At 69.2% G+C, this 26,245-nt stretch carries 29 protein-coding genes; 15 read left to right on the top strand and 14 right to left on the bottom strand.

All coding sequences use genetic code 11. From position 1 onward, the window contains the following. Positions 1-61 precede the first annotated feature (61 nt). Genes fabG through DS837_RS04665 form a run of 4 tightly spaced genes read right to left on the bottom strand, consistent with a single transcriptional unit; the run spans position 62 to position 2,868 of the window. Positions 62-832 (bottom strand): 3-oxoacyl-ACP reductase FabG, encoded by a 771-nt coding sequence (gene fabG, locus DS837_RS04680; RefSeq protein WP_149163667.1) that lies wholly within the window; start codon positions 830-832, stop codon positions 62-64. Next, a complete protein-coding gene (locus tag DS837_RS04675; RefSeq protein ID WP_149163666.1) occupies positions 829-1,278 on the bottom strand; it encodes a MaoC family dehydratase in 450 nt (149 codons plus the stop codon). The genes fabG and DS837_RS04675 overlap by 4 nt, the downstream gene beginning before the upstream one ends. 12 nt (positions 1,279-1,290) lie before the next feature. Beyond that, positions 1,291-1,683, bottom strand: coding sequence for a Zn-ribbon domain-containing OB-fold protein (locus DS837_RS04670; protein WP_247889766.1), 393 nt, complete (start codon positions 1,681-1,683; stop codon positions 1,291-1,293). 18 nt (positions 1,684-1,701) lie between these two features. Further along, complete coding sequence (locus DS837_RS04665) at positions 1,702-2,868, bottom strand: acetyl-CoA acetyltransferase (RefSeq protein ID WP_200775580.1); 1,167 nt, start codon at positions 2,866-2,868, stop codon at positions 1,702-1,704. A 444-nt stretch (positions 2,869-3,312) separates the two neighbouring features. Between DS837_RS04665 and DS837_RS04660 the strand changes: the two genes are divergently transcribed. The 4 genes from DS837_RS04660 to DS837_RS04645 all read left to right on the top strand — a co-directional run bounded on the left by DS837_RS04660 (position 3,313) and on the right by DS837_RS04645 (position 8,820). Then, positions 3,313-4,515, top strand: a complete 1,203-nt coding sequence (locus tag DS837_RS04660) for a CaiB/BaiF CoA transferase family protein (RefSeq protein WP_149163664.1) — start codon at positions 3,313-3,315, stop codon at positions 4,513-4,515. Beyond that, a complete protein-coding gene (locus DS837_RS04655; RefSeq protein WP_211102083.1) occupies positions 4,515-5,585 on the top strand; it encodes a LysR substrate-binding domain-containing protein in 1,071 nt (356 codons plus the stop codon). Before DS837_RS04660 ends, DS837_RS04655 begins: the two co-directional genes overlap by 1 nt. Next, positions 5,582-6,136 (top strand): thioesterase family protein, encoded by a 555-nt coding sequence (locus DS837_RS04650; RefSeq protein ID WP_149163663.1) that lies wholly within the window; start codon positions 5,582-5,584, stop codon positions 6,134-6,136. The genes DS837_RS04655 and DS837_RS04650 overlap by 4 nt, the downstream gene beginning before the upstream one ends. Positions 6,137-6,279: 143 nt before the next feature. Further along, entirely contained in the window at positions 6,280-8,820 is a 2,541-nt protein-coding gene (locus tag DS837_RS04645) for an ABC transporter permease (RefSeq protein ID WP_149163662.1), read from the top strand. Between the two features lie 12 nt (positions 8,821-8,832). On the opposite strand, the gene DS837_RS04640 is transcribed toward DS837_RS04645, so the two are convergent. Continuing rightward, entirely contained in the window at positions 8,833-9,891 is a 1,059-nt protein-coding gene (locus tag DS837_RS04640; protein ID WP_149163661.1) for a serine hydrolase domain-containing protein, read from the bottom strand. Positions 9,892-10,036: 145 nt separating this feature from the next. On the opposite strand from DS837_RS04640, the gene DS837_RS04635 reads away from it, so the two are divergent. Together DS837_RS04635 and DS837_RS04630 are read left to right on the top strand one after the other, a co-directional pair. Beyond that, on the top strand, positions 10,037-11,239 hold the full coding sequence (locus tag DS837_RS04635; RefSeq protein ID WP_149163660.1) for a putative DNA modification/repair radical SAM protein: 1,203 nt from the start codon (positions 10,037-10,039) through the stop codon (positions 11,237-11,239). Positions 11,240-11,252: 13 nt separating this feature from the next. After that, the gene (locus DS837_RS04630) at positions 11,253-12,683 is read left to right on the top strand and encodes a UdgX family uracil-DNA binding protein (RefSeq protein ID WP_149163659.1); all 1,431 of its coding nucleotides are present in this window, start codon (positions 11,253-11,255) and stop codon (positions 12,681-12,683) included. Positions 12,684-12,713: 30 nt separating this feature from the next. Here the strand turns inward: DS837_RS04630 and DS837_RS04625 are convergent, their stop codons facing one another. The 3 genes from DS837_RS04625 to DS837_RS04610 form a co-directional block, all read right to left on the bottom strand. Then, on the bottom strand, positions 12,714-12,932 hold the full coding sequence (locus tag DS837_RS04625) for a hypothetical protein (protein ID WP_035680398.1): 219 nt from the start codon (positions 12,930-12,932) through the stop codon (positions 12,714-12,716). A gap of 327 nt (positions 12,933-13,259) precedes the next feature. Continuing rightward, positions 13,260-13,454, bottom strand: a complete 195-nt coding sequence (locus tag DS837_RS04615; protein WP_149163657.1) for a hypothetical protein — start codon at positions 13,452-13,454, stop codon at positions 13,260-13,262. After that, complete coding sequence (locus tag DS837_RS04610) at positions 13,447-13,671, bottom strand: hypothetical protein (protein WP_149163656.1); 225 nt, start codon at positions 13,669-13,671, stop codon at positions 13,447-13,449. Before DS837_RS04610 ends, DS837_RS04615 begins: the two co-directional genes overlap by 8 nt. 272 nt (positions 13,672-13,943) lie before the next feature. On the opposite strand from DS837_RS04610, the gene DS837_RS04605 reads away from it, so the two are divergent. From DS837_RS04605 to DS837_RS04595, 3 genes are all read left to right on the top strand, one after another. After that, positions 13,944-15,827: a methanol/ethanol family PQQ-dependent dehydrogenase gene (locus DS837_RS04605; RefSeq protein WP_149163655.1), complete on the top strand. Its 1,884-nt coding sequence runs from the start codon at positions 13,944-13,946 to the stop codon at positions 15,825-15,827. A gap of 100 nt (positions 15,828-15,927) precedes the next feature. Next, positions 15,928-16,365 (top strand): c-type cytochrome, encoded by a 438-nt coding sequence (locus DS837_RS04600; protein WP_149163654.1) that lies wholly within the window; start codon positions 15,928-15,930, stop codon positions 16,363-16,365. A 21-nt stretch (positions 16,366-16,386) separates the two neighbouring features. Beyond that, positions 16,387-17,697: a quinoprotein dehydrogenase-associated putative ABC transporter substrate-binding protein gene (locus DS837_RS04595; RefSeq protein ID WP_247889765.1), complete on the top strand. Its 1,311-nt coding sequence runs from the start codon at positions 16,387-16,389 to the stop codon at positions 17,695-17,697. Positions 17,698-17,712: 15 nt separating this feature from the next. Here DS837_RS04595 and DS837_RS04590 read toward each other — a convergent pair whose 3' ends face one another. Then, positions 17,713-18,342, bottom strand: coding sequence for a hypothetical protein (locus tag DS837_RS04590; protein ID WP_149163653.1), 630 nt, complete (start codon positions 18,340-18,342; stop codon positions 17,713-17,715). 49 nt (positions 18,343-18,391) lie between these two features. Between DS837_RS04590 and DS837_RS04585 the strand changes: the two genes are divergently transcribed. From DS837_RS04585 to DS837_RS04560, 6 genes are all read left to right on the top strand, one after another. After that, entirely contained in the window at positions 18,392-18,925 is a 534-nt protein-coding gene (locus DS837_RS04585; RefSeq protein WP_149163652.1) for a DUF3280 domain-containing protein, read from the top strand. 63 nt (positions 18,926-18,988) lie between these two features. Beyond that, positions 18,989-19,423, top strand: coding sequence for a dihydroneopterin aldolase (locus tag DS837_RS04580; protein WP_149163651.1), 435 nt, complete (start codon positions 18,989-18,991; stop codon positions 19,421-19,423). Further along, positions 19,420-20,061, top strand: coding sequence for an amino acid kinase family protein (locus DS837_RS04575; protein ID WP_149163650.1), 642 nt, complete (start codon positions 19,420-19,422; stop codon positions 20,059-20,061). The genes DS837_RS04580 and DS837_RS04575 overlap by 4 nt, the downstream gene beginning before the upstream one ends. After that, positions 20,054-21,421, top strand: coding sequence for a DUF6513 domain-containing protein (locus DS837_RS04570; protein ID WP_149163649.1), 1,368 nt, complete (start codon positions 20,054-20,056; stop codon positions 21,419-21,421). The genes DS837_RS04575 and DS837_RS04570 overlap by 8 nt, the downstream gene beginning before the upstream one ends. Beyond that, on the top strand, positions 21,418-21,996 hold the full coding sequence (locus DS837_RS04565; RefSeq protein ID WP_149163648.1) for a DUF447 domain-containing protein: 579 nt from the start codon (positions 21,418-21,420) through the stop codon (positions 21,994-21,996). The genes DS837_RS04570 and DS837_RS04565 overlap by 4 nt, the downstream gene beginning before the upstream one ends. After that, a complete protein-coding gene (locus tag DS837_RS04560) occupies positions 21,993-22,697 on the top strand; it encodes a (5-formylfuran-3-yl)methyl phosphate synthase (RefSeq protein WP_149163647.1) in 705 nt (234 codons plus the stop codon). The genes DS837_RS04565 and DS837_RS04560 overlap by 4 nt, the downstream gene beginning before the upstream one ends. Positions 22,698-22,709: 12 nt before the next feature. Here DS837_RS04560 and DS837_RS04555 read toward each other — a convergent pair whose 3' ends face one another. From DS837_RS04555 to DS837_RS04535, 5 genes are all read right to left on the bottom strand, one after another. Beyond that, positions 22,710-23,114: a hypothetical protein gene (locus DS837_RS04555; RefSeq protein WP_149163646.1), complete on the bottom strand. Its 405-nt coding sequence runs from the start codon at positions 23,112-23,114 to the stop codon at positions 22,710-22,712. A gap of 52 nt (positions 23,115-23,166) precedes the next feature. Next, the gene (locus tag DS837_RS04550; protein ID WP_149163645.1) at positions 23,167-23,349 is read right to left on the bottom strand and encodes a hypothetical protein; all 183 of its coding nucleotides are present in this window, start codon (positions 23,347-23,349) and stop codon (positions 23,167-23,169) included. Positions 23,350-23,443: 94 nt separating this feature from the next. After that, a complete protein-coding gene (locus tag DS837_RS04545) occupies positions 23,444-24,259 on the bottom strand; it encodes an ABC transporter permease (RefSeq protein ID WP_149163644.1) in 816 nt (271 codons plus the stop codon). After that, a complete protein-coding gene (locus tag DS837_RS04540; protein WP_149163643.1) occupies positions 24,256-25,050 on the bottom strand; it encodes an ABC transporter ATP-binding protein in 795 nt (264 codons plus the stop codon). The genes DS837_RS04545 and DS837_RS04540 overlap by 4 nt, the downstream gene beginning before the upstream one ends. A 186-nt stretch (positions 25,051-25,236) precedes the next feature. Further along, positions 25,237-26,217: a PQQ-dependent catabolism-associated beta-propeller protein gene (locus DS837_RS04535; protein WP_149163642.1), complete on the bottom strand. Its 981-nt coding sequence runs from the start codon at positions 26,215-26,217 to the stop codon at positions 25,237-25,239. Positions 26,218-26,245 lie beyond the last annotated feature (28 nt).

Here is a 26,245-nt window from a genome sequence, read left to right as displayed (position 1 = left end):
GTTGCCAATCCCTGTCTTGTTGTTGCGGTATCGCCGTTTCGGCGTCGTTCTTGAACGGAAATCAGTAGTCGCCGGTGGTCGCCCCACCGTCGGCGACGATGGTCTGTCCGGTGACGTAGGCGGCGTCGTCGGACGCCAGGAAGGCGACGACGGCGGCGATCTCCGCCGGCTTCCCCAGGCGCCCGATGGGCGTCTTCTCCAGCCATTGCGAGCGCACCGCGTCAGGCACGCCCTCGACGATGGCGGTCTCAACGACGCCGGGAGCGACGGCGTTGACCAGGATGCCGCGGCGCGCCCCTTCCAGGGCGGCAGTGCGGGTCAGCCCGACCACCCCGGCCTTGGAGGCGGAGTAGTTGGCCTGCCCGAAGGTCCCCAGGATGGCTGTGGAGGCGATGTTGACGATGCGCCCCCAGCCGCGGTCGCCGACCAGCCGGAAGGCGGTCTGGCAGCCCAGCCAGGTGCCGCGCAGGTTCACGTCGATGACGGCGCTCCATTCCGCGTCGGTCATCTTGGCCAGCGAGCGATCGCGGACGATGCCGGCGACGTTGACCATGATGTCCACGCCCCGGAAAGCCTCGGGCAATCCGGCCACGGCGGCCTCCCAACTTTCCCGGTCGGCGACGTTCAGCGCGGTGGCGTGGGCCTGAGCCCCCTCGGCGCGCAATGCGGCGGCGACGCTCTCGGCGGCCTCCGCCCCGATGTCGGCGACGACGACCGCCGCGCCCTCCGCGGCCAGCCGCTCGCAGACGGCGCGGCCGATGCCGCCGCCGCCGCCGGTGACGAAGGCGACACGGCCGGCGAGACGGTTGGAATGAGCGACAGCGGAACTCATGCCTGCGCCTCCTTGCGGGCGATGGAGAGCACGTCCTCGCCTTCCTGCACGGTCTCGCCGCGCTGGTTCTTCACGGTGATGGCGACGCGGACGATGCCGCGGTCGGGCTTGGAGGCGCTGGGGCGGACTTCCGCCACCTCCGCCTCGTAATGCACGGTGTCGCCGGCGAAGACCGGGCCGACGAAGCGGCGGCGTGTCTCCAGGAACGCGAGGATCGCCCAGTCGTCGATGGCGGAGCGCAGACCGGTGCTGAGCGAGTGGGTCAGCATGCCGTGGGCGATCGTCCGCCCGAAGCCGTTGGCCTTGGCGGCCTCGGCGTCCATGTGCAGCGGGTTGAAGTCGCCGGTCAGGCCGGCGAACCAGACGATGTGCGCCTCGGTGACGGTGACACGCGAGGAGCGCGCCCGGTCGCCCGGCTTGATGTCGTCGAGATGGATGGCGGTCATTCTAAGGCACCCTCAGTCAGGAGTCCGCGGGCGGAACACGGGAAGGCTGGTGGTCTCGTCGAGCTGGTGGAAGGCCACGGCGAGCGGCAGACCGGCCCGCAAATCCGGCTCATCCACCCCCTCGACGCGCGAGAAGACGGTGACGCCCTCCTCCAGCCGGATCAGGGCGCAGACGTAGGGATCGCCGCGCTGGTTGCCGCGATGGACGACCGAATAGGTCAGCAGCTCACCGCACCCGCTCGCCTCGACCCACTCCGGGCGGGCGTGCGGGGCGTGGATGGAATGGGCGCGCGGGTACCACTGGAACCGTCCGGTCTCCGGGCAGCGCTGGATGAGGAAGCGCCCCTCGCGCGCCGCCTCCCAGAAGGGGGCGGAGGTCTCGTCCTGGACAGGCGGTATGGTCATGGCGGTCATCGGGGCACCTTACCGGGCAAGGATGGCGGTGGCGGCGGAGCAGAAAGTGCCGCCCAGCCCATGGGCCAGGGCGATGCGGGCGTCGGGCACCTGGACGCCCGGCCCCTCGCCGCGGAGCTGTCGGACGCTCTCGATCAGGGTGAAGATGCCGCGCTTGCCGGGATGGTTGGACGACAGGCCGCCGCCGTCGGTGTTGGTCGGCAGGCTGCCGCCCAGCGTCAGATTGCCGTCCGCGACGAAGGCGCCGCTCTCCCCGCGCCCGCAGAAGCCCAGATCTTCCAGCGCCAGCATCGGCGTGATGGTGAAGGCGTCGTAGATCTGCGCCACATCGATCTCGCCGGGGGTCAACCCGGCCATGGCGAAGGCGCGCGGGCCGGACAGTGCCGCCGGGGTGGTCAGGTCGTCGGGAATCTGGCTGTTCTGGGTGCGCGCCACGGCGGCGCCGTAGCCGACCAGATGGACCGGCGGCTTCTTCAGGTCGCGCGCCCGCTCCCGGCTGGTCATCACCACGGCGCCGCCGCCGTCGGTCACCACGCAGCAATCCAGCCGGTGCAGCGGCGACGCGATCATCGGCGAGGCCAGCACGTCGTCCACCGTGATCGGCTTGCGCAGCCGGGCGTCGGGGTTCTTCGCGGCGTGCTCGCGGAAGGTCACGGCCACCTGGGCAAGCTGTTCCGGCGTGGTGCCGTAGAGGTCCATATGGCGACGGGCGAACAGGCCGTAGGTCGAAATCAGCGTCGGCGCGTAGGGAATCTCGTACTGGCCGGGGCCGGCGGGGAAGACGAAGGGGTCGAAGGACGGGCTGCTCAGCGGCCACCAGCGCGGGCAGGCGGCGTAGCTGATGACCACCACCTCGGCCAGCCCGGTGGCGATGGCTGCCGCCGCCTGCCCGGCCTGGAGGATGTAGGAGCAGCCGCCGACATCGGTGCTGTTCACGTAGGTCGGCGCGATCCCGATGTATTCGGCCAGTTCGACCACATCCATGGTGCTGCCGCCTTCGGCCCAGTCGCCGGAGGCCGCGCACAGCCCGTCCACGTCCTTCAGCGTCAACCCGGCGTCGTCCAGCGCGCCGAGGATGCACTCCATCTGAAGGGCGAAGGGATGGACGCGCGGCGCATCCCGGCGGGGCGATTCAAAAACGCCGGCGATGGCCGCCTTTCCCGAAAGATCGATCACGCGCGGGTTGTCCTTTCCTGGTTGTGGAAGGCCGCGCATCGCTGCCGCGACGCGCGCCGAGCGGCTTCATTGGACAGGCGATGAGAGTAAAGAGATCGCCCGTCTCGGAAATCACGAAGACTATCCGATGGCCGGTAGAGATTTCGATCAGGCCGATCCGCTCCCGGCAAGATCAAGACTACCGGACACAGTTCGTGTCACAAGCAGAAAAAACGATGCGGTCCGGTGCACGGAACGCACCAATGTCACACCCAGCAAATCCGCGGAACGGTGCCTTCCATGCACCGGATTGGGCCAAACTAAGCGATTGTTTTCCGGCCGCCGTGGCGCAAGCCTTTGGGTGTCGCATTCCCGCCGCCGCCCTGGACCGGACCGGTTTCCAGCCGGGCGCGCGGCCCCGCCCCGGACCGCCTGCGCGGCGTCCGGCCATCCGAAGGATCTTGCATGCTCAACACCGATACGCAACGCCGCGAAGGCCCCCTGGCCGGCGTGCGCGTGGTCGATCTCACGCACATGTTGGCCGGCCCCTACAGCACCTGGCTGCTCGGCGCGCTGGGGGCGGAGGTCATCAAGATCGAGCGTCCCGGCAAGGGCGATTTCACCCGCATCATTGCCCCCTTCAGCGAGGAGGAAAGCATTTACTTCCTCAGCGTCAACCGCAACAAGCGGAGTCTGACGCTCAACTTGAAGGAGGAAAAGGGCAAGGAGATCTTCAAGAAGATCGTCGCCACCTGCGACGTGCTGGTGGAGAACAACCGGGCCGGGGCGATGGACCGGCTGGGGCTGGGTTACAACGATCTGAAGGCGGTGAATCCACGGCTGGTCTACGCCTCGATCTCCGGCTTCGGGCAGGACGGCCCCTACCGCCACCGGCCCTGCTTCGATGTGGTGGCCCAGGCGATGTCCGGCATGATGAGCATCACCGGCGAACCGGGCGGCGATCCCTGCCGGGTCGGCGCGTCGATCGGCGACATCGGGTCCAGCCTGTTCGCCGCCGTCGGCATCCTCGCCGCCCTGCAGAAGCGGACCAGCACGGGCGAGGGCAGCTTCATCGACGTGGCGATGCTGGATTGCCAGCTGGCGCTTATGGAGAACGCCATCGCCCGCTTCCTGAACGCCGGGGAGACGCCGCGGGCGCTGGGCAGCCGCCACCCGCTGATCGCCCCCTTCCAGGCCTTCCCCACCGCCGACAAGCCCATCGCCATCTGCGTCGACACCAACGAGCAGTGGGACCGGATGTGCCGCGCCATGGGGCTGGAGCATCTGCTGTCCGACCCGCGCTTCCCCACCGGTTCGGCCCGCAACGCCAACCATGCGGAGCTGGAGCCGCTGCTGCGCGAGGTCTTCCTCACCCGCGGGCGCGACGCCTGGCTGGACGCGATGGAGGACGCCGACGTGCCGGCCAGCCCGATCAACAGCGTGCCGGACGCGCTGAACGATCCCCAGGTGGTCCACCGCAAGATGGTCGTGGAGGTGCCGGAAGGCTCGGGCAAGCGCTTCGCCGCCGTGCCGATCACCATGCCGGAAGCCCCCCTGCCGGCGGAAAGCCCGGCGCCGCGGCTGGGCGAGCACACCGACGCCATCCTGGCGGATCTCGGCTTCAGCCCCGACGAGATCGGCGCCTTCCGTCGCGACGCGGTGGTGTGATGGCCGGCGGCGCGGGGGGAGAGCGGCGGGCGGCGGGCGGCGAAGGGGCGCGTGCGGTGCTGGCGGAAATGTTTCATACTGCTGTCGAGATCACTGCCGCCGGGATCGCTCCCAGCCTCGCCCCGGCTTCCGTCCACAGCCCAAAGGTCCGCATGGCGCGCCGCCTTCCGCCCCTCCTCGCGCTTCGCGCCTTCGACATCTTCGCCCGTCAGGGCACGGTGCGGGCCGCCGCCGACGAGCTGGCGGTCTCCCACACGGTGGTGTCGCGCCACATCCAGAATCTGGAGCAGGCGGTGGGGGTGAAGCTGGTGGCGAAGTCGGGGCGCGGCCTGTCCCTGACCCGCGAGGGCATCCGCTACGCCGCCCAGCTCCGCCGCGCCTTCGACCTGATCGGCGAGGCCAGCAACGAGCTGCGCAACGGCGGGATGGAGGCGGTGCACATCTGCTGCCTCGCCGGGCTGGCGTCGCGCTGTCTGCTCGCCCGCCTGCCGGAGCTGGAGGAGGCGCTGACCGGGCGGGAGGTGATCCTGCAGCCGACCTCGACCCGCCCCGACTTCAGCCGGGAAGAGGCCGACGCGGAGATCATGTATCTGGAGGACGGCGGCTCCGTCGCCGACGGGCTGCGCTCGGAGATGTTCGCGCGGCCGCGCATCCTCGCCATCGCCAGCCCGGAATTCAAGGCGCGCTACCCCGACGTGCGCACGCCCGCCGACCTTGTCGGCCTGCCGCTGATCCACGAGCAGTCCACCGGCATGTGGGAAGCCTGGCTGGAGGAGGCCGGCATCGCCGACATCCCCCGGCTGCGCGGCCCCCGTCTATGGCAAGCGCATCTGACCATCGAGGCGGCGCGGCTGGGGCGCGGCGTGGCCCTGGTCAGCGACCTGCTGGTGACCGAGCCGCTGGCCAACGGCGAACTGGTCGAGATGGTCGACAGCAACGTCACCATCGGCGGCTATTACTTCATCGCTCCGGTCCACCGCTGGAACACCCCGGTCATTTCCGCCATCCGGCAATGGTTGCGCGGCGTGTTCCCGCCGGACCAGACCTCCCCCCTCCAAGGCACCCCATGACCCAGGACCACGCCCTGCCGCCGGACATCTTGCCGTCCGACATCCTGCTGTCCGACGTGCACACCGTCGAAGAGAGCTGGATCGACCTCTACGGCCACATGAACATGGTGCGCTACGTCGCCCTGTTCGACGAGGTCGGCTACACCCTGATGGAGCATTGGGGGCTGGGCGAGACCTACACGCGGGACGAGGGGTTCGGCCTGTTTGTCGTCGATGTGGCGGTGCATTACCGGCGGGAACTGCGCGTCGGAACGCCCTTGCAGGTGGCCTTGCGGCTGCTTGACGCCGACGACAAGCGGCTGCTGAGCCTGCTGGAGATCCGCCGGGCCGACGACGGGTCGGTCGCCGCGACCATGGAACAGCTGTCGATCCACGTCGATCTGCGGACCCGCAAGGTGACACCCTTCCCGCCCGCCCTGGCGGAGCGTCTGCGCGCCCTGGCGGCGGTCCAGTCCGCCCATCCCCTGCCGCCCCGCCACCGGCGGCGGCTGCATCTGTCGCTCAATCCCTCTCCCGCCCCGGGAGAGGGTGGCGCCGAAGGCGCCGGGTGAGGGTCGTGCGAGGATCAGGGCGCTGATTCTCGGCTTTACCCTCACCCTTCCCACGCTTCGCGCGGGTCCCTTCCCTCTCCCGGGACGGGAGAGGGACGTCGTAGGCAACGGAACCGGTTGCCGGCCGGCGGGACCTTCACGATATGTCCGCCATGACTCATCTGCGCATCGCGTTGCGGCTGGCTTGGCGGGACCTGCGGGGCGGCGTCGCCGGACTTTGGATCGTCGTCCTGGGGGTGGCGCTGGGGACCGCCATGATGGCCGCCGTCGGCTCGCTCAGCGGCGGCGTGCTCGACGGGATGCGGGCCACCGCGCGCGAGGCGGTCGGCGGCGATCTCTCCCTGCGCCTGTTCCACGCCCCGGCCACGCCGGAGCAGCGGGCCGTCCTCGACACGATGGGCAAGGTCGGCGAGACGGCGGAATTGCGGCCCGTCGCCTCAACGGTGACCGGCGGCGCCCGCGCCCTGGTCGAACTGAAGGCGGTCGAAGGAACCTACCCGCTGGTCGGCGCGGCGACGGTGTCCGGCGCCCTGTCCCTGGCCGAGGCTGTGGCCCACCGGGACGGACAATGGGGCGCCGCGGTGTCCGCCGACCTCCTCGACGCGCTGGCGCTGGGCGTCGGCGACCGGCTGCGGCTCGGCGCCGCCGAGGTCGCGGTCCGCGCCGTGCTGGAGCATGAGCCGGACCGGGCGTTCCGCGCCTTCTCCCTCGGCCCGCGCGTCGTCATCGACCGTCGGGCGCTGGACGCGACGGGCCTCGCGGAGCCGGGGATGCCCGTCTACTGGTACTATCGCGTCGTCTTGCCGGAGACGGTCCGCTCCGACGCCGTCCTGCGCGATCTGGAAGAGCGCTTCCCCGACGCCGGATGGCGGATCGTCGATGCCTCACACGGCATTCCGGGCGTGGACCGCACCGTGCACCTCGCCCGCGCGCTGTTCCTTCTGGGATCGCTGTCCATCCTGCTGATCGGCGGAGTCGGGGTCGGCCGGGCGCTGTCGGCGCACCTCGCTCGGCGGTTGCCGGTCCTGGCGACGCTGAAGGCGCTGGGCGGCTCGCCGCGCCTTCTCTTCACCGCTTTCCTGCTGCAGACGCTGGCCGTGGTCGGCGTGGCGCTGCTGATCGGCGTGACGACCGGTGCCGCCCTGGCCGCGATGGCGGAGAACGCGCTGCCGCTCGACTGGATGCCGGAGACGGGCGGTGCCGTCGATCCGGCGGCCTTGCTGCTGGCGGGAGCGGTCGGGCTTCTGGCGGCGCTGCTCTGCGCCGTGCCGCCGCTGGCCCGCGCCGCCGGAACCAGCCCCGCCGCGATCTGGCGGGGGGCGGTGGATGGCTTGTCCCAGCCGTTGGGGTGGCGGACCCGTGGCGCCGTCGCGCTTCTGGGGCTGGCGCTCGCTGGTCTGCTCGCCGCCTGGACGGGGATGCCGCTCGCGGTCGCCGGCTTCCTCTTCGCCGCCGGGCTGGTGGCGGCGGCGTTTGCGCTGCTGGGTTGCGGGCTCGCGGGGATGGCCCGCCGGCTGGCGCGCGGGCGGCGGCCGGTGGTCCGGCTGGCCGTCGCCAACCTCGGGCGCCCCGGCGCGCCGACGGTCCCAGTGGCCGTCGCGCTGGGCATCGGCCTGACCCTGCTGGTGGCGGTCGGCGTGGTCGGACGGTCGGCGACCGGCCATGTCGTGGCGACGCTGCCGACGCAGACGCCCTCCGTCGTCGTGCTGAACGTTCCACCGCCGGACGGCAACCGCTTGAGCGAACGGCTCTCCGCCCTGCCCGGCGTCGGGCGGGTCGAGACGGCGCCCTTCCTTCACGCCCGGATCAGCCGCCTCAACGGCGTTGCCGTCACCGAGGCGGATGCCCCGCGCTCCGTCGGCTGGGCGGTGCGCGGCGACCGCGGCCTGTCCTGGCGCGACCGCCCCGTCCCCACCGACCGGATCGTGGCGGGGGATTGGTGGCCCGAAGGCTACGCCGGTCCGCCGCTCGCCTCGCTGGACGCGCAGGTGGCCCGCCGGCTGGGGCTGGCGGTGGGCGACAGCGTCACGCTGGCCCTGGCGAGCGGCCCGGTGACCGCGACGGTCGCCAACCTCCGGCGCATCGACTGGACGCGGCTCGACCTGGATTTTCCGGTTATCCTCTCCTCCTTCCCGGAACCGCCGCCGCACAGCCTCGTCGCCGCCGTCTGGTCACCGCCCGAAGTGGTTCCCGCGGTGGAGGCGGCGGTGGCGCAGGCGATCCCCCAGGCTCCCACCGTCCGCGTTACGGAGGTTCTGAACACGCTTGGGTCGACCGTCCAGACCGTGCGCGGGTTGCTGGATGGCCTGTCCGCCGTCGCCCTCGGAGCGGCGGCCCTGGTCCTTCTCGGCGCCATCGCCAGCAGCGCCCGGCGCCGCCTTCAGGAAATGGCGATCATGCACGCCCTCGGGGTCGGGCGGCGTTCGATGATGCAGGCGGTGGTGCTGGAATTCGCCGTCCTGGGTGCCGCGGTCGCCGCGGTCGCGGTGCCGCTCGGCTGGGTCGGCGGGGCGGCGGTGGTCGCCAGCCTTGCCGACGGCGCTCCCCTCCCCGGAGGCGCTGTTCCCCTGGCCGCCTTCCTCGGGACCGTCGCCGCGATGGCGGCGGTCGGGGCCGTGCTGGTGGCTTGGCTGCCGCGACGGGACGTGATGCGGCGGTTGCGCAGTGACACGCTGTCCGCCTGACCCGCCAGCCGGTCAGGCCATTTCCGCCGCCGGGATGATCGCGTCGGTCAGCAGGGCGTTGAGCATGCCGACATGGCCATCCGACCGCGCCGGCCGGCCGGGGTCGGAGGTGACGACGACGGTCAGCCCCAGGCCGGGCACCAGATAGAGCATCTGCCCGCCGTAGCCGCGCGCGTAGGCGATGCGGTGTCCCTTCGCCTCGGCGAGGAACCAGCCGTACCCGTAGTCGTCGCCGGAGAACGGGGAGCGCGTACGCGGCACCCAGGAATCCCGCACCCAGGCGGCGCTGATGACCTGTTGTCCGTTCCACCGCCCGCCTTGCCGCCACAGCTCGCCGAAGCGGAAGAGGTCGAGCGGCGACAGCGCCATGTTGTTGCCGCCGAGATAGAAGCCCTGCGGGTCGCGCGTCCAGGACGGCACGTCGATCCCCAGCGGCTCACCCAGCCACTCCCGCGCCAGGGCCAGCAGGCTGCGCCCCGACGCGCTGGCCAGCGCCGCACCCAGCAGATGGTAGCTCCCGGTCGAATAAAGCATCCGCGCGCCCGGCTCGGTGACGAAGGGACGGCGCAGCGCGTCGACGACCCAGTTGCGGCTGTTGATCCAGCGGCCGTAGCCCGGCCCCGAAGTCGGCTCCAGACCGGCCTGCATGGTCAGCAGGTCGGCGATGGTGATCCGGCGCACCCGCGGATCGACGCCCGCCGGGACCAGCCCCGGAGCCGCCTCGGCCAACGGCACATCGACGCCCCGCAGGACGCCGCGATCGATGGCGATGCCGGCGAGCGAGGCGGCGATGGTCTTGGACACCGACTTGACGTTGACGGCACGGTTCACCGCCGGCCCTCGGAAGGCCTCCGCCGACACCACTTCCCCATGCCGCCCGATGACCAGCGCGTGGATCTGATCGAGCCCAGCCGCCCGCTTGATTGCGCGGTCCAGCAAGGCCGGATCGAACGCGACCCCGGCCGCGGGTTGGGTGGCAAGCAGCGGGCGCGTCAGGGCACAGCCGAAGGACGCGACGGTGGCGGCGAGGACAGTGCGGCGGCCGAGCCAGAACGGTGGAATTGGGATCATCCAGGATATGTGGTCCTGCCTTGCTTCCATCCAAGATTGCCCCGGGGATGCCGGTCAGACTTTGTCTCACCCACCACCGCATCCGCCGCTTGCCTCGTCACCTCATGGGAACATATTAAGAACACACACAGCGTGGGATGGGACGATGGACGACGCCTTGATCGAGAAGCTCGGCATTCTGGCCGATGCGGCGAAATACGACGCCTCCTGCGCCTCGTCCGGCGCCAAGCCGCGCCGCGGCGGCAAGGAGGGGCTGGGCTCGACCACCGGTGCCGGCATCTGCCACGCCTACACGCCGGACGGGCGCTGCGTCTCGCTCCTGAAGATCCTGCTGACCAACCACTGCCTGTTCGACTGCGTCTATTGCATCAACCGGCGCTCCTCCAACGTCCGCCGTGCCCGCTTCACGGTGGCGGAGGTGGTGGAACTGACGCTGGGCTTCTACAAGCGCAACTGCATCGAGGGGCTGTTCCTGTCCTCCGGCATCATCCGCTCGCCGGACCACACGATGGAGCAGATGATGCTGGTGGCGCGGACGCTGCGGCGCGACCACGGCTTCGCCGGCTACATCCACCTGAAGACCATCCCCGAGGCCAGCCCCTGGCTGATCGAGCAGGCCGGGCTGTGGGCGGACCGCCTGTCGATCAACCTCGAACTGCCCTCCGACCACAGCCTGAAGGCCTTCGCGCCGGAGAAGAACGGCGGCACCATCAAGGCGGTGATGGGGCAGGTCAACGAGCGCATCGTCGAGGCCAAGGAGGAACGGCGCCGCTTCTCCCCCGCCGGCCAGAGCACCCAGCTGATCGTCGGCGCCGACGACGCCACCGACCGCTCGGTCCTGGAGACCAGCGGCACGCTCTACCAGCGCTACGGGCTGCGCCGCGTCTATTACTCCGCCTTCAGCCCGATCCCGGAGGCCAGTTCGGTGCTGCCGGTCAAGCCGCCGCCGCTGCAACGGGAGAACCGGCTGTATCAGGCCGACTGGCTGCTGCGTTACTACGGCTTCACGGTGGAGGAGATCGCCTCCGGCGGCGAGGGCGGGATGCTCGACCTCGGCATCGACCCAAAGCTGGCCTGGGCGCTGAAGAACCGCGAGCGCTTCCCGGTCGACGTCAACCGCGCCGACCGCGAGATGCTGCTGCGGGTGCCGGGGCTGGGCGCCCGCGCCGTCGACAAGATCCTGTCGGCGCGCCGCCACACCCGCCTGCGCATGGAGGATCTGGGGCGGCTGTCGAGCGGATTGCGGCGGGCGCGCCCCTTCCTGATCGCCGCCGACTACCACCCCGTGGGTGGGCTGACCGACCGGCTGGATCTGCGCCAGCGGCTGGTCACCCGTCCAGCCAGCTGAGCCTGTTCTGACGATGCACACGATCACCTTGCGGGAGGGGGCGGACCTCGACGGATTCCGCCGGGCGGTGCGCCGCCTCGCCGCCGCCCGGACGGCGCCCGACACGGTGCTGTGGAGCGTCGGCGCGCCGTCGCTGTTCGGCGACGAGACGGCGCCCGCTTCCAAGAACGGCGCCCCGGTCTTCCTGCCCCAGGCGGTCGGGCAACGGATCGAAACCGTTGTCTGCCACGGCGATCCGGAACGCTACGCCCTGCTCTACCGGCTGGTCTGGCGGGTGCTGAACGGGGAGCGGGCTCTGCTCGACCAGCACGCCGACCCACTGGTGCACCGGCTGGAGCGGCTCGACAAGGCGGTGCGGCGGGACATCCACAAGATGCACGCCTTCCTGCGCTTCCGCGCGCTGCCCCCTCCTCTGCCCAGCCTGGACGACGGAGAACGCTACGCGGCGTGGTTCGAACCCGACCACCACATCGTCGAGGCCGTCGCCCCCTTCTTCGTCGAGCGCTTCGAAAGCATGGTGTGGACGATCCTGACGCCGAAGGGCTCGCTGCACTGGGACCGCCAGCGCCTGATGACCGGCCCGCCCGCCGAGCGTCCGGACGCGCTGGCCCATGACCGCTTTGCCGACGACCGTTTCGCCGAGGGTTGGCAACGCTATTACGAGAGCACCTTCAACCCGGCGCGGGTCAACCCGACGGCCATGCGGGCGGAGATGCCCCGGAAATACTGGGCCAACATGCCGGAGACGGCGGCCATCCCGGCCATGGTCCGCTCCGCCCCCGCCCGCGTCCAGGCGATGCTGGAGGCGGAGGCCGCAATCCCACGCCGCCGCATGCCCGAAAAGGCCGTGGCGGCGATGGCCCGGCAGGCCCCGGACAGCCTCGCCGAACTGAACCGCCTGATCCAACGCTCCGAACCGCTGGTGCCGGGCGCGACACAGGCGGTGCTGGGCGAAGGGCCGGAGGGTGCGGCCATCGCCATCGTCGGCGAGCAGCCGGGCGACCAGGAGGATCGCGAGGGCCGCCCCTTCGTCGGCCCCGCCGGCCAGTTGCTGACCGCCGCGCTGGAGGAAGCCGGCATCGACCGCGGCGGCCTCTACCTGACCAACGCCGTCAAGCATTTCAAATTCCTCCAGCGCGGCAAGCGGCGCATCCACCAGTCGCCCACCGCCGGCGAGGTCAAGCATTACCGCTGGTGGCTGATGACGGAGCTGGGCTTCGTCCGCCCCCGCCTCGTCGTCGCGCTGGGGGCGACCGCGGCCCTGGCGCTGACCGGCCGGCCCGTTTCGGTGCTGCGCGAGCGCGGTCGGATGGCCTTCGATGGGTGGAGCGGCTTCGTCACCGTCCACCCCTCCTACCTGCTGAGGCTTCCGGGAGACGAGGAACGGCGGCGGGCGCAGGCGGAGTTCGTGGCCGACCTGCGCCGGGCCGCGGCGCTGGCGTGAGACGACACCGAGCCGTCCCCCGTCAAACCCTCACGCGCCCTGCTGCTTGAACCGCTTGCCCACCGTGCATTGGATGCGCTGAAGCTCGTACTTCGGGTGGTCGTTGATCCACTTGGCGCTCTCGATCTGACCGGCGATCGGGCAGCTCGACATGGTCAGGGGTTCGGTGTCGGGAACCATCGGATTGATGGTCCGGCACTGGGTCGGGTCGGACGCCAGGCAGAAGATCATCGACAGGGTAACAAACATCGGGCGCTCCAAAACGCAACGGCACGGCTGTGCCAACATCGTGTGGATCAGCGAGAGCAAGCCGCATGCCATGCCCAGGACGAGGACAGGATCGCGCGATTCCGGCTGCTCGGAAATGAGCCAAACCACAGGGCGCCGAATCATTAGGCATCGAAGGTTAACCAATGCCTAAACGTTAGGAGTTTGCGAAGCCGTTGGTGCAGCGGATGAAGCGGAACGGGCCGTAAGGTCCAAAGAAGCCTTCGCGCAAGTCTGGAGTCGGCGCGCCGCAGGTCAACGGAACGTTGAGTGAAGCATTCTGTGTCTTTGAAGCAACCTGCGCTGGCGTCAGGCCCCGGGCTGCTCGCACCGCCACTGGCGGACATTCCACTTGGGATGCTCCATAAGCCAATGCACGACGTGGACATAGCTGTTGCGCGTGCATTCCACCGCGGTCGGGTACCGTTCGATGGAGGGCGGACGTTCGATGGCGCATTGGTCCGGCCGCATGGCCAGACAGATCACCAGAACCAGTTCAAACATGACGTGTCATTCCTGTACGCAAGACCGATCGGCCGGCGCCTTCAGCAATTCCGCCAAGACGGACGAAGGCCGGAACACCTTCATCAACAGGCGGCATAGCGGATCGGGTTGCGATCAGTTGCGTTGCTTTGCGGCAAAAAATGCTGCTACGCACAAAATTCGCTTCGGAAACTGCAAATAAATAAATTACAAAATCATGTTTTGGAGGATTATCCACTTACTCCCAATTTGCGGTCAGTCCTGGATAAATCCGGCATAAGGCGATTGTTTGGTGTTTTCTATTCGGCCAAGCCTTGACGAGAAGATGGTCCCAATATAGCATTAAGTCACAATTTGGCGTCAGCTTTTCTGAATATTGAATTCAGAACCGAACACACCGCGCGATAACATTCGCGCGACAACGCCCTTTTGCGCTCAGCGCCGCAATCATAAGCAAGAAGCCCATTGGTTTTTGGGTAAACAATAAGCGCCATCACGGGAGGGATCGTCATGAAGGTATTGTCTCGCTGGCTTCTCGCGTCTGTCGCTGTCGTCGCCGCCGGCTCGGTTTCTGCGAACGACAGTATTCTCAAGAATGAAGCGAACCCCAACAACTGGGCGTCCCAGCTCGGCAATTATGCCGGGCAGCGTTACAGCCCCCTCGACCAGATCACCACGAACAACGTCAAGAATCTTCAGGTCGCGTGGTCGTTCTCGACCGGGGTTTTGCGCGGCCATGAGGGCGGGCCGATCGTCGTCGGCGACGTGATGTACATTCACACACCGTTCCCCAACAAGGTCTTCGCGCTGGACCTCAACAATCCGGGGCGGGTCATCTGGAAATATGAATCGGTCCAGGACCCGACCGTCATTCCGGTGATGTGCTGCGACACCGTCAACCGCGGCGTTGCGGTCGCGGACGGAAAGGTCTTCCTGGCGCAGGCGGACAACACGCTGGTCGCGCTCGACGCCAAGACCGGCAAGGAGGTCTGGAAGGCCAAGAACGGCGACCACACCAAGGGCGAGACCCTGACGGCGGCCCCGCTGGTGGTCAAGGACAAGGTCTTCGTCGGCATCAGCGGCGGCGAGTTCGGCGTGCGCGGGCATCTGACGGCCTACGACACGAACAGCGGCAAGATGGTGTGGCGGGCCTTCTCGACCGGCCCCGACGCCGACGTGAAGATCGACCCGTCGAAGACGATGATGATGGGCAAGCCGATCGGGCAGAAGGATCTCGGCGTCTCAACCTGGCCGGGCGAGGAATGGAAGCGCGGCGGCGGGACCACCTGGGGCTGGTACACCTACGATCCGGCGCTCAACCTCATCTATTACGGCACCGGCAACCCCGGCACCTGGAATCCGACGCAGCGGGCCGTCGACAAGGACCGGGCCAAGAGCGACAACAAATGGTCGATGACCATCTTCGCGCGCGATCCGGAGACCGGCGAGGCGAAGTGGGTCTATCAAAAGACGCCGTTCGACGAATGGGACTTCGACGGCGTGAACGAGAACATCCTGGCCGACATCACCATGAACGGCCAGCAGCGCAAGGTCCTGGTCAACTTCGACCGCAACGGCTTCGCCTACACTTTGGACCGGGCGACCGGCGAATTGCTCGTCGCGCAGAAATACGACCCGACGGTCAACTGGGCGACCGACGTCGACATGAAGACCGGACGGCCGAACGTCGTCGACAAATACAGCACCTTCGCCAACGGCGAGGACAAGAACACCGCCGCCGTGTGCCCGGCAGCACTCGGCACCAAGGACCAGCAGCCGGCCTCCTTCTCGCCGGACACCGGCCTGTTCTACGTCCCGACCAACCACATCTGCATGGACTACGAGCCGTTCTCCGTCTCCTACACGGCGGGGCAGGCCTATGTCGGCTCGACCGTGTCCATGTACCCGACGCCGAACTCGCACGGCGGCATGGGCAACTTCATCGCCTGGGACGCGGCGGCCGGCAAGATCGTCTGGTCGCGGCCGGAGCGCTTCGCGGTGTGGAGCGGCGCACTGACCACCAAGGGCGGCCTGGCCTATTACGGGACGCTGGAAGGCTATATCGTCGCCGTCGACATGAAGGACGGCAAGGAGCTGTGGCGGTTCAAGACCCCGTCCGGCATCATCGGCAACATCAACACCTACACCCACAACGGCAAGCAGTATGTGGCCGTCCTATCCGGCGTCGGCGGCTGGGCCGGCATCGGTCTCGCCGCCGGTCTGACCCAGGAATCCGGGGCGAACCAGTGGCATCAGGCCGTCCATCCCAACCGCGCCGGTGGGACGGGCGTGGCGACCGCCGGCCTCGGCGCGGTCGGCGCCCACCAATCGCTGGGAGAATACACCCAGCTCGGCGGCGTCCTGACGGTGTTCCACATCCCGGACCAGAAGTGATCGGCAGACCTGCCCCCGGTGCCGCAACGCACCGGGGGTTTTGCTTTAGAGCCTTCGGCATTCACTGGGACCCGGCTTCCGGGCAAGGATCTCGACATCCATGAAACGCAGACTTGGCTTGCTGACCGGTGCGCTGACGGTGGGCACCGTCGCTTGTTTCGCCGCCCTGGCGCAGGACGCGCCGACAACGCCCGACGGGACACCGACCTACATCGTCAAGGACGGTCAGGTGGACAAGGGAACCTACAACGGCTACCGCCGCTTCCACGCGACCTGCCACACCTGCCACGGCTTCGACGCGTCGGGGTCGTCCTTCGCCCCCAGCCTCACGGACTCGCTCAAACGCCTCAGCTACGACGAGTTCAAGGAGGTCGTCGTCAACGGCCGCCAGAATCAGGGCGCCACCGGCGACAAGGTGATGCCTTCCTTCGGCCTCGACCCGAACATCATGGATCACCTGGACGACATCTACCGCTACCTGAAGGCGCGGGCCGACGGCGTGCTGCCCGGCGGACGTCCGCAACGCATCGGCGGCTGATCCGGCGGAGGAAGACCCTTCATGGCATTTCCTTTTGTGCTCACCGTCGTTGCCATCGCCGCGGCTCTGCTGTCCGTCACCCTGCCGGCCCACGCCGTCGAGGTGACGGAGCGCGAGACCGTGCGCGTCTGCGCCGACGGCAACCTTCTGCCCTATTCCAACGAAAGGATGGAGGGTTTCGAGAACGAGATCGCCCGGCTCATCGGCGAGGACCTGAAGAAGCCGGTGACCTATTACTGGTGGCCGCAGACCATCGGCTTCGTCCGCAACACGCTGCGCGCGCGGCAGTGCGACCTCGTGATGGGAACGGCGTCCGGCGAAGAGCTGATGCAGAACACCAACCCCTATTACCGGACCGTCTACTCCCTCGTCTACCGCACCAGATCGGGCATCCGGGCGGAAAGCGTGGGCGACCCGTCCCTGAAGGACGCCCGCATCGGCGTCGTCGAAAAGACGCCCGCGGTCAACCTGCTGCGCCTTTACGGCATCACCCGGACGGAGCCCTACCAGCTCAACACCGACACGCGCGCCAACAACCCGGCCCGCGACGCCATCGAGGACGTGGCCGCCGGCCGGACCGACGCCGCGGTGATCTGGGGACCGATCGCCGGCTATTTCGCCGCCCAGCAGACGGAGCCGCTGACCGTCGTTCCGCTGGTCAAGGAACCGGCGGTCGCCCGGCTGCAATTCAACATCTCCATGGGCATCCGCTCCGACGAGCCGGAATGGAAGCACTGGCTCAACGATTTCATCAAGCGCCGCCAGGACGACATCGACCGCATTCTGCTGCGCTACCACGTCCCGATCATCGGCCCCGACGGCGCGCTGAAGACCGCCGCCGCCATCGAGCCGCCGGGCTACCGGATGGACCAGTACCGCGCCCCGACCCCCGCCGGCCTGTCCGGTGCTTCCACCGTGACTCTGGCGGAGCTGCGGCGGCTGATCGAGCATTATCCCGACACGCGGCTGATCGACGTGATGCCGGCGCCGCCGCGCCCGGCGGACCGCCCGGCGCCGGCCGTGTGGGTGCCGCCGCCACGCCGCAGCCTGCCGGGGGCGGTCTGGCTGCCCAACGTCGGCTACGGCAGCCTGTCGGTCGAGCAGGAGCGCTATTTCCGCACCGGGCTGGCGACCGTGAGCCACGGGGATCGGGCCGCCCGGCTGGTTTTCTTCTGCGAGCCGGATTGCTGGATGTCCTGGAACGCCGCGAAGCGCGCGGTGGAGTGGGGGTACGGCAACGTCTACTGGTATTCCGACGGCGCCATGCGCTGGCAGGAGGCGGGATACGGGCTGGAGACCATCGAACCCTTCGCCGGCGGCGCGTCGAACTGATCGAACCCGCTCGCCTCAGTCCAGGCGGGCGGCGATGTCCCGGGCGATGCGGCCGGCCTTCTGTTCGAACTGGACCGGCTGCTCGCACAGCGCCGTCTGATTGCGCCGCCGCTCGTCGAGGATGCGCCGCCGCCACGCGATCTCCTCGCGCAGGGCCGTCGCCTCGGGGGCGTCGGCGGGAAGCGCCTGGAGACGGGCGAGCGCCGCGTCGATGCTGTCGAGCAGGACGCGCTGCTGGTGGGCGTAGCGCTTGATGGCCGAAATGGCTTGGCCGCGCTCCTGGTTGAGCGCGTCGAAGGCACCGGCAAACAGGGCGGTGAGGGCGGCGTTGCGCTCCGCCGCCGCGCCGTTTGCCTCCAACTGGTCGGCGAAGCGGTCGATCGCCGCCTGCTCCTGCTCCGGAGCGAGCCGGCGGTCGAGAAGCTGCTTCAGGACCGGTTCGGTGCCGGGAATGTCGCGCCAGTCGCCTTCCTTCCCCTCGATGGGATCGCCGGGCCAGATCTGGCCGGACGACAGGGTCGGCACGAGGATCTGAACGCAGGGCCAGTCCGGATCGCTCCCGGCCGCTCCCGCCGGGACGGACACCGCCGGGACAGACGCCAGGGTGAGCAACGCGACGGCAAGGACAGCGGAGCGGTGACGCATGACGAGAGTCTGCCGGATATCGGGCACCCTTGCCCATCCACGCATTCGGATGAGGCCGACGGAATTCGCCGCGACGGCGCTCCTGTTCCTGCTGCTGAACGGTGCGGTCCCGGCGGCGGCGCAGGCTCCGGCCAAGGTTCTGGTCTTCGATCTGGAACTGGTCGATACCAGCCGGGAGGCCCCTGATCCGGATCATGCCGGACGGCTGGAGCGAGTTACGGCGCTGCTGCGCGACGGGCTGAAGGACGGCGGTTACGCGGTGACCGGCGTTCGTGACAGCGCCGTCGCCGCGGAGGTGCCGGCGTCGCTCTATCGGTGCAACGGCTGCGAACGCGACCTCGGGCGCCGGGCCGGCGCGGACATCGTGGTGACGGGTTTCATCCATAAGATCAGCACGCTGATCCTCAACATGCAGATTATAATGCGCCGCACCGGAGACGGTACCGGAGACGGTACCGGAGACGGCGAGGTCATCGCCGTCGCGAACGCGGACATCCGCGGCGACAACGAGCGGTCATGGCGGCGCGGCGTCGACTGGCTGCTGCGTCACCGCCTGCTGGCCGCACCGCCGTCCAACCGGTGACGAACCCTGACGACATCCGAGGCGGGGGAGCCAACCTTCGTCCGACACGGGGAGGAGGATCGCTTGGCCGACGACGCTTTGCTCTCCTATGTGCCGTACCGCCCGGCGGCGAGCCGCGTCCGGTACTACGACATCACGCTGCGCGATTATGTGGACCAGTTCCGGATCGGCGTCTGGGACCAGGAGAAGGAGCGCACGCAGCGCGTCCGGATCAACGTCTCGCTGACGCTGCCCTGGCCCGACCGGCCGATGACCGACAGCCTGGACGAGGTGCTGTCCTACGACTTCCTGATCGACGGCATCCGCGCTCTGCGCGACGGCGCCCATGTGAACCTCGTCGAGACGCTCGGTGACCGGATTCTCGCCCTGTGCTTCTCCAACCCGGATGTGACCCGCGCGCGGGTGCAGGTGGAGAAGCTGGACGTCGTTCCGGAATCCGGCGGCGTCGGCGTGGTGATCGAGCGCACCCGCCCCGAGGGAGCGCAAACGGGATCATGAGCAGCGCGCCACTGTGGGTCGTGAAGCTGGGCGGCAGCCTGTGGCGCGCCCCTGAACTGCGAAGCTGGCTGGAGATCCTGGCCGCGGCGCGGCGCCTGCGTGTCGTGATCGTCCCCGGCGGTGGTCCCTTTGCCGACGCCGTCCGCGACGCTCAGTCGGCGCTCGGCTTCGGCGACCGCGCCGCGCACCGCATGGCCCTGCTCGCCATGGAACAGTACGGAACCGCCTTGGCCGACCTGGAGCCGCGGCTGACACCCGCCCGCAGCCTCGCCGACCTGCGCGGCCGGCCGAGCCCGACCGTTTGGATGCCGCTTCCCCTGGCGGACAGCGCCGACGTGGCGGAGAGCTGGGACGTCACGTCCGACAGTCTGGCGGTCTGGCTGGCCGGTGCGCTCGGCGCCACCTGCGCGGTCCTCGTCAAGTCCGCTCCATTGCCGGACGCCGTCGCCCCCGTGACGCAGTTCGTAACAGAGGGCATCGTCGATCCGGCCTTGCCGGACCGCATGGCGCGCTACGGCGGGGCCGTCTGGTGCGTGTCGCGGGACGACCACCGGCGCTTCGCCAAGGCGCTGGACCAAGGCAACCCGTGCGGCACCCACCTTACCCTGCCCGTCGATCAACAGGATGCCGATGGCTGAGCGCCCCAAGCACATCCTGTTCCTGACCGGCGCACTGGCCGAACCGCGCCTGCGCCGTGTGCTCGCCGCGCTGGAGCCGCTGGAGTTCCGGACCACCGTGGTCAATCTCGGCATCAAGGTCGCGGCGCTGGCGACGACGGAGATCGTGCTGCGCCGCCTCGCCTCGACCGAGGGGGCCGACCTCGTCCTGCTGCCGGGGCGATTCCGCGGCGACCTCGACCGGCTGTCCGCCCATTTCGGCGTGCCCTTCGAGCGCGGTCCCGACGAGTTGGATGATCTGCCCCAGCATTTCCGGCGTCAGGCCGCCCCGCTCGATCTCAGCCGCTACCGCACCAGGATCTTCGCCGAGATCGTCGAGGCGCCGCTGCTCGGCGTGCCGGCCATCCTGGAGCGCGCCGCCCGCTTCGCGGCGGACGGGGCCGACGTGATCGACCTCGGCGGACTGCCCGACCACCCCTTCCCCCATCTGGAAGAGGCGGTGACGGCGCTGCGCGCGGCCGGTCACACGGTCAGCGTCGATTCCCTCGACCCCAGGGAGTTGCTGCGCGGGGCGTCGGCCGGAGCCTCCTACCTGCTCAGCCTGACCGAGGAAACCGCCTGGGTCGCCCGCGAGACCGACGCGGTGCCCGTCGTCATCCCCACCACGCCGGGCGATCTGCCGTCGCTCGACCGGGCGCTGGACACCATCCGCGGCGCAGGGCGGCGCTGCATCGCCGACCCGATCCTGGAGCCGATCCACCATGGCTTTACCGACTCCCTGCTCCGCTACCGCGAGGTCCGGGCGCGCCATCCCGACCTGGAAATCCTGATGGGCGTCGGCAACGTCACCGAGCTGACCGACGCCGACACGCCGGGGATGACCGCGCTGCTGATGGGGATCGTCTCCGAGCTGCGCATCGACCACATCCTGACGGTGCAGGTCAGCCCCCATTGCCGCCGGACCATCCGCGAGTTCGACGCGGCGCGTCGCCAGTTCTTCGCCGCCGCGGAGGCCGGCGCCCTGCCCCGCAATTTCGGCGACGCCCTGCTCTGCCTGCGCGACCGCAAGCCCTTCACCAGCACGCCGGAGCAGGTGGCCGACCTCGCCGCCCGTATCCGCGACCCGAACTACCGGATCGAGGTGACGGAGCGGGGCCTCCATCTCTACAACCGCGATGGGCACCATGTGGCCGGCGATCCCTTCGCCCTGCTCCCGCACATCGACCCTCGCACCGACATGGGGCACGCCTTCTATCTCGGGGCGGAACTGGCGCGCGCTCAGATCGCTTGGCAGCTCGGCAAGCGCTACAGCCAGGACAACGAATTGCGCTGGGGCGTGGCGGTGGACGCGCCGGACGGCACCGGAGGGCGCGGGACGTGACCTTCATCCGCGAAACCATCATCACCAGCTGCGACGCGGCGGGCAACGTCCACGTCGCCCCCATGGGCGCCACGGTGACCGAGACCGGCTATGTCCTGGCCCCCTTCCGCCCGTCGCGCACGCTCGACAACCTGCTCGCCACGCGCTGCGCGGTGGTGAACTTCACCGACGACGTCCGGGTGTTCGCCGGCTGCGTCACCGGGAGGCGGCGCGACTGGCCGACCGTCCCGGCGGAGCGCATCCGCGGCGCGGTGCTCGCCGGGGCGCTGGCGCACGAGGAGGTGGAGGTGGCCGCGGTGGAGGATGACGGCGTGCGCCCGCGCCTGGACTGTCGCCCGCTGCATCTCGTCACCCACCGCCCCTTCCGCGGCTTCAACCGGGCGCAGGCCGCCGTGGTGGAGGGGGCGATCCTGGTCAGCCGCCTGCATCTCCTGCCGCCCGAGAAGATCGACCGCGAAATCGACTATCTGTCCATCGCCATCGGCAAGACCTCCGGTCCCGTGGAGCTGGAGGCGTGGGGCTGGCTGCTCGACCGCATCGCCGAACACCGGGCGAGCGGGGAGAAGGCACCATGACCCGGCTGCTCGCCAGCGTCGCGTCCCTGGAGGAACTGACGCTCGCCGCACGGGGTGGTGCGGACATTCTGGATTTGAAGGACCCGAAAACGGGTGCACTCGGGGCATGGCCGCTGGACGACATCGTCCGCGCCGTCGATACGGCCCGCCAATGGCCCGTCCGCGCGCCGCTGAGCGCCACCGTGGGCGACCTGCCGATGGACCACGCCGCCATGGCAGGGCGCGTGGCCGAAACCTGGGCCTGCGGCGTCGATTACGTGAAGATCGGCCTGTTTCCGTCCGGCGATCCCGCGGGCTGCGTCGAGGCATTGGCGCCGGCGGCCCGGCGGGGCACCCGCATCGTCGCCGTGCTGTTCGCCGATCTTTGGACCGACCCCGGCACTCTGCTTCCCGATATCGCAAAAGCCGGCTTCGCCGGAGCCATGCTCGACACCGCGGGAAAAGGCTCCGGCGGGTTGCTGCGTCACAAGACGAAGGACGAACTGGCGCGCTTCCTGGCACAGGCGGGCGGTTACGGCCTGCTCACCGGTCTTGCCGGCTCGCTGAGCCTTGAGGACGTTCCGTTACTGTTGCCGCTCGCGCCCGATTATCTGGGTTTCCGCACGGCCCTGTGCGCTGAAGGAAACCGGGGCGGCGCCATGGACCCGACCGCGCTGGCGGCGGTCCGCGACGCCGTCCCGAGTCACCCCGTCAACGGTTGACCTTACAGGGCTCTACTGTCCGGAGCCCTGCTTCGGCGGTTCGGATGTGGTATTGCCGCCCTGCGACACCGAGCCGCCACCGATGGTGCCCTGCCGCTGTCCGGCCAGGGAGTTGTCCGGCAGTGCGCCGGTGCCGCTCGTGGAACCGCCGGACGCACCGGACGCCGAAGAATCGGGCGTCGTGGAGCCGGAGGTGCCGCTTTGTCCGCCGCCTTGAGTGACCCCGCCGCCGACGGTGCCCTGCCGCTGCCCGGCCAGGGAGTTGTCCGGCAGAGCGCCGGTCGATGGGCTGGAGCTTTGGCTTCCGGAGCCTTGAGGCATCGCGCCGCCCGTGGTTTGGGCCGACGCCGGAACCGCCGCCGCGGCCGACGCAAAGGCCAGCAGAGACGCACCGGCCAGGATGTGCAGTTGTTTCATGGACCTGTCCTTCGGCATGATGTTGGACGAATCTGGGAAAGATCGGGCGCTGCTAACCCGCGTCTTTCGTGCTGCGGTTCTGGCGGGACGCTTCGCCCATGCGGCCGATGTCCTCCTTCGCCCGTTCGTCCCGCCCGGCGTCCTGCGGTTCGTCCTTCTTGAATTCCTGCTCGCTGCCGAGAACGCTCTTCTCGCCGCGCGGCTGGTCCTGAGTCTTGTCCGAATTTCCCGTCATGACGTTTCCTCCACCTGAGCCCGCCCGGCGGGATGACCGGACGGTCGTCTGCTCCATCAACCGTAGGTCGCCGGGGGCGGTTCCGCCCGTCTTGTCACCCCTGTTCCGCCGGCCCGCCGCGGCGCGCCCAGAAGCCCCGCCCGGGATCGTAGGCGAGGATCGCCGCCCCCAGGAACAGCGCGAGGCACGCGGCGACGGCCAGGAACGCCGTGCCGTTGAATTGCAGATACAGAGCGAAGCGGATCAGCTCGACAGCCTGCGTGAAGGGGTTGACCCCGGCGATCCAGGCGAGCGTCGGGCTGCCCTCGCGGATGCGCCACAGCGGGTAGAGTGCCGAAGAGGCGAAGAACATCGGGAAGATGACGAAGTTCATCACGCCCGCGAAATTCTCCAGCTGCCGGATGAAGGAGGATAGCAGAAGGCCGAGCGCGCCCAGCATCAGCCCGCTCAGCACCAGGGCCGGCAGCACCGTGAGATAGCCGAGTTCCGGCGGCTGGACGCCCCAGAACCAAGCGATGGCGAGGAAGACATAGACCTGGGCGATCGATACCAGAACACCGGCCAGCAGCTTGCAGACCAGCAGGTACCAGCGCGGCAGCGGGCTGACCAGCAGGGTCTTCATGCTGCCCATCTCCCGGTCGTAGACCATGGACAGCGAACTCTGCATTCCATTGAACAGCTGGATCATGGCCACCAGCCCCGGCGTCACGTAATCCTCGTAGAGGATGTAGGTCTCGTAGGGCGGGATGATCGACAGGCCGAGCACGGCGCGGAAGCCCACCGCGAAGATGGCCAGCCAGACCAGCGGCCGCACCAGGGCGGCGAAGAACCGCTCGCGCTGGTGCACGAAGCGCAGCCCCTCGCGGACGATGACCGCGCGCAGGCAACGCCAGTGGAGCGTCGCGTTCATTCCCTCCCTCCCGTCGCCGTCAGCCGGGCGAAGGCGTCGCCCAGGGTCGCGGTGCCGGTGGCGGCGCACACCCCCTCGACCAGCCCGGCGGCCAGAACGTGCCCGCGGTGCAGGACCACGACGCCGTCGCCGTCGCGCGCCTCGTCGATCAGGTGGGTCGCCCACAGCACGGCCAGCCCCCGCTCGCGGCAGAGGTCGTGCACATGGTCGAGGACCTGTCGGCGCAGCTCGATGTCGAGCCCGACGGTCGGTTCGTCCAGAAGCAGCAGGCTCGGGCGGTGGAGCAGCGCGCGGGCGATCTCCACCCGCCGCCGTTGCCCGCCGGACAGGGTGCGCACGCGCTCGTCCGCGCGCTCGGCCAAGCCGATACGGGCCAGTTCCTCGCCCGCCCGCGCCTCGATGTCGGCGGGCGCCAAGCCGTGCAGCCCGCCGTGGTAGCGCAGGTTCTGGATGACGGTCAGGTCCGGGTCGAGCGTCGGCTGCTGGAACACCACGCCGATGCGGGCCAGCGCCTGGGCCGGGTGCCGGCGCATGTCGAATCCGAAGATCCGGATGCTCCCCTGGCGGGTGTTGTAGATTCGCGTGATCAGGGAGAAGAGCGTCGTCTTCCCGGCGCCGTTGAGCCCCAGCAGCACGGTGAACCGCCCCGCGGGAACGCCGAACGACACGCCGTCCAGCGCCGTTCGCGCCCCGAAGCTGTGGCTCAGCCCCTCGACCGCCAGGACCGGGGCCGCCGCAGCGTCACCGGGAACGGCATGCGGCTCGGGAGGCGCCGTTTCGAAACAATCCATGTCGTCTCCATCGCCGGGGGTACCGCTGTTCACCCCCCTCTCCCGCCCCGGGAGAGGGAAGGGGCCCACGCGTGAGCGTGGGAAGGGTGAGGGTCGAGCAAGAATGCGTTCCTGATCCCTGCCAGTACCCTCACCCGACCGCTTCGCGGCCACCCTCTCCCGGGACGGGAGAGGGGAGCGTGCCCATCACGGCTTGACGATTACGCCCCAGGGCGCACCGCCGACCGCGATCGACTTCACGACCCGGCCGCGCTCCAGGTCCATCACCGACATGTCGTTGCTGACGCCGTTGGTCGTGTAGAGGCGCTTCTCGTCCGGCGACAGCGCCAGATTCCAGACGCGCTGACCGACGAGGTGGTAGCGCTTCACCTCGTAGGTCTTGGCGTCGACCTCGGCGACCCGGTTGGCCGGGCCGAGAGCGACGAAGGCGCGCTGCCCGTCGCTGGTCAGCTGGATGCCGACCGGCTGGATGGATTCGCGCGGCACGCCCTGGACCGCGAAGCTGATCTTGTGGACGAGCTTGCGCGAAGCCGCGTCGATGACGCTGACCGTCCCGCCGACCTCCGACGACACCCAGACGAACCGCCCGTCCCCGGTGAATTGGGCGACGCGCGGGCGCGCATCGACCAGCACGTTGTCGATGATCTTGTGCGACTCCGTGTCGATGAAATGGGCCATGTTCGTCGTTTCGGACGTGTTCACCAGAATCTTGCCGTCCGGGCTGACGCCCATGCCCTCCGGCTCTACCCCGACCTGGATCTCGCCGATGATCTTCTTGGCTCCGATGTCCACCACCGAGACCATGTTGTCGTCCTCGTTGGCGACGTAGAGCCGGTGTCCCTGCGGGTCCAGGACGAACAGCTCCGGATCGGGGCCGGAGGGCAAGCGGTCGACCACCTTCTGGGTCGCCACGTCGATGACGTCGATCCGGTTGTCGTCGCCGACGCAGACGAAGATCTGCGTCATGTCCTCGTTGAAGGTGATGCCGCGCGGCCGGCGGCCGACTTTGATCGTGGCGACCACCTGCAGCTTGCCGCCGTCCACCACCGAGACGGTGTTGCTCTTCTCGTTCGACACGAAGATCGTGTCCGCCTGCGCGGGCTGGGCGACGGCGAAACCCAGCAACGCTAACGCACCGATCCGGGCGGTTCCTCCGGTTAACGACATCACGTTCCCTCCCATGGTTGCCCCCTGC

The sequence above is a fragment of the Azospirillum brasilense genome, from assembly GCF_008365405.1.
GTDB lineage: Bacteria > Pseudomonadota > Alphaproteobacteria > Azospirillales > Azospirillaceae > Azospirillum > Azospirillum brasilense_D.
Note: the sequence above shows the minus strand (reverse complement) of the source record. Positions and strands in the feature narration are given on the sequence as shown.

What these genes read in the sequence shown, in the direction of transcription:
- fabG (WP_149163667.1), bottom strand. Translation starts at nt 832, where the DNA reads ATGAGTTCCGCTGTCGCTCATTCCAACCGTCTCGCCGGCCGTGTCGCC.
- DS837_RS04675 (WP_149163666.1), bottom strand. Translation starts at nt 1,278, where the DNA reads ATGACCGCCATCCATCTCGACGACATCAAGCCGGGCGACCGGGCGCGC.
- DS837_RS04670 (WP_247889766.1), bottom strand. Translation starts at nt 1,683, where the DNA reads ATGACCATACCGCCTGTCCAGGACGAGACCTCCGCCCCCTTCTGGGAG.
- DS837_RS04660 (WP_149163664.1), top strand. Translation starts at nt 3,313, where the DNA reads ATGCTCAACACCGATACGCAACGCCGCGAAGGCCCCCTGGCCGGCGTG.
- DS837_RS04655 (WP_211102083.1), top strand. Translation starts at nt 4,515, where the DNA reads ATGGCCGGCGGCGCGGGGGGAGAGCGGCGGGCGGCGGGCGGCGAAGGG.
- DS837_RS04650 (WP_149163663.1), top strand. Translation starts at nt 5,582, where the DNA reads ATGACCCAGGACCACGCCCTGCCGCCGGACATCTTGCCGTCCGACATC.
- DS837_RS04645 (WP_149163662.1), top strand. Translation starts at nt 6,280, where the DNA reads ATGTCCGCCATGACTCATCTGCGCATCGCGTTGCGGCTGGCTTGGCGG.
- DS837_RS04640 (WP_149163661.1), bottom strand. Translation starts at nt 9,891, where the DNA reads ATGATCCCAATTCCACCGTTCTGGCTCGGCCGCCGCACTGTCCTCGCC.
- DS837_RS04635 (WP_149163660.1), top strand. Translation starts at nt 10,037, where the DNA reads ATGGACGACGCCTTGATCGAGAAGCTCGGCATTCTGGCCGATGCGGCG.
- DS837_RS04630 (WP_149163659.1), top strand. Translation starts at nt 11,253, where the DNA reads ATGCACACGATCACCTTGCGGGAGGGGGCGGACCTCGACGGATTCCGC.
- DS837_RS04625 (WP_035680398.1), bottom strand. Translation starts at nt 12,932, where the DNA reads ATGTTTGTTACCCTGTCGATGATCTTCTGCCTGGCGTCCGACCCGACC.
- DS837_RS04615 (WP_149163657.1), bottom strand. Translation starts at nt 13,454, where the DNA reads ATGTTTGAACTGGTTCTGGTGATCTGTCTGGCCATGCGGCCGGACCAA.
- DS837_RS04605 (WP_149163655.1), top strand. Translation starts at nt 13,944, where the DNA reads ATGAAGGTATTGTCTCGCTGGCTTCTCGCGTCTGTCGCTGTCGTCGCC.
- DS837_RS04600 (WP_149163654.1), top strand. Translation starts at nt 15,928, where the DNA reads ATGAAACGCAGACTTGGCTTGCTGACCGGTGCGCTGACGGTGGGCACC.
- DS837_RS04595 (WP_247889765.1), top strand. Translation starts at nt 16,387, where the DNA reads ATGGCATTTCCTTTTGTGCTCACCGTCGTTGCCATCGCCGCGGCTCTG.
- DS837_RS04590 (WP_149163653.1), bottom strand. Translation starts at nt 18,342, where the DNA reads ATGCGTCACCGCTCCGCTGTCCTTGCCGTCGCGTTGCTCACCCTGGCG.
- DS837_RS04585 (WP_149163652.1), top strand. Translation starts at nt 18,392, where the DNA reads ATGAGGCCGACGGAATTCGCCGCGACGGCGCTCCTGTTCCTGCTGCTG.
- DS837_RS04575 (WP_149163650.1), top strand. Translation starts at nt 19,420, where the DNA reads ATGAGCAGCGCGCCACTGTGGGTCGTGAAGCTGGGCGGCAGCCTGTGG.
- DS837_RS04570 (WP_149163649.1), top strand. Translation starts at nt 20,054, where the DNA reads ATGGCTGAGCGCCCCAAGCACATCCTGTTCCTGACCGGCGCACTGGCC.
- DS837_RS04560 (WP_149163647.1), top strand. Translation starts at nt 21,993, where the DNA reads ATGACCCGGCTGCTCGCCAGCGTCGCGTCCCTGGAGGAACTGACGCTC.
- DS837_RS04555 (WP_149163646.1), bottom strand. Translation starts at nt 23,114, where the DNA reads ATGAAACAACTGCACATCCTGGCCGGTGCGTCTCTGCTGGCCTTTGCG.
- DS837_RS04550 (WP_149163645.1), bottom strand. Translation starts at nt 23,349, where the DNA reads ATGACGGGAAATTCGGACAAGACTCAGGACCAGCCGCGCGGCGAGAAG.
- DS837_RS04545 (WP_149163644.1), bottom strand. Translation starts at nt 24,259, where the DNA reads ATGAACGCGACGCTCCACTGGCGTTGCCTGCGCGCGGTCATCGTCCGC.
- DS837_RS04540 (WP_149163643.1), bottom strand. Translation starts at nt 25,050, where the DNA reads ATGGATTGTTTCGAAACGGCGCCTCCCGAGCCGCATGCCGTTCCCGGT.
- DS837_RS04535 (WP_149163642.1), bottom strand. Translation starts at nt 26,217, where the DNA reads ATGTCGTTAACCGGAGGAACCGCCCGGATCGGTGCGTTAGCGTTGCTG.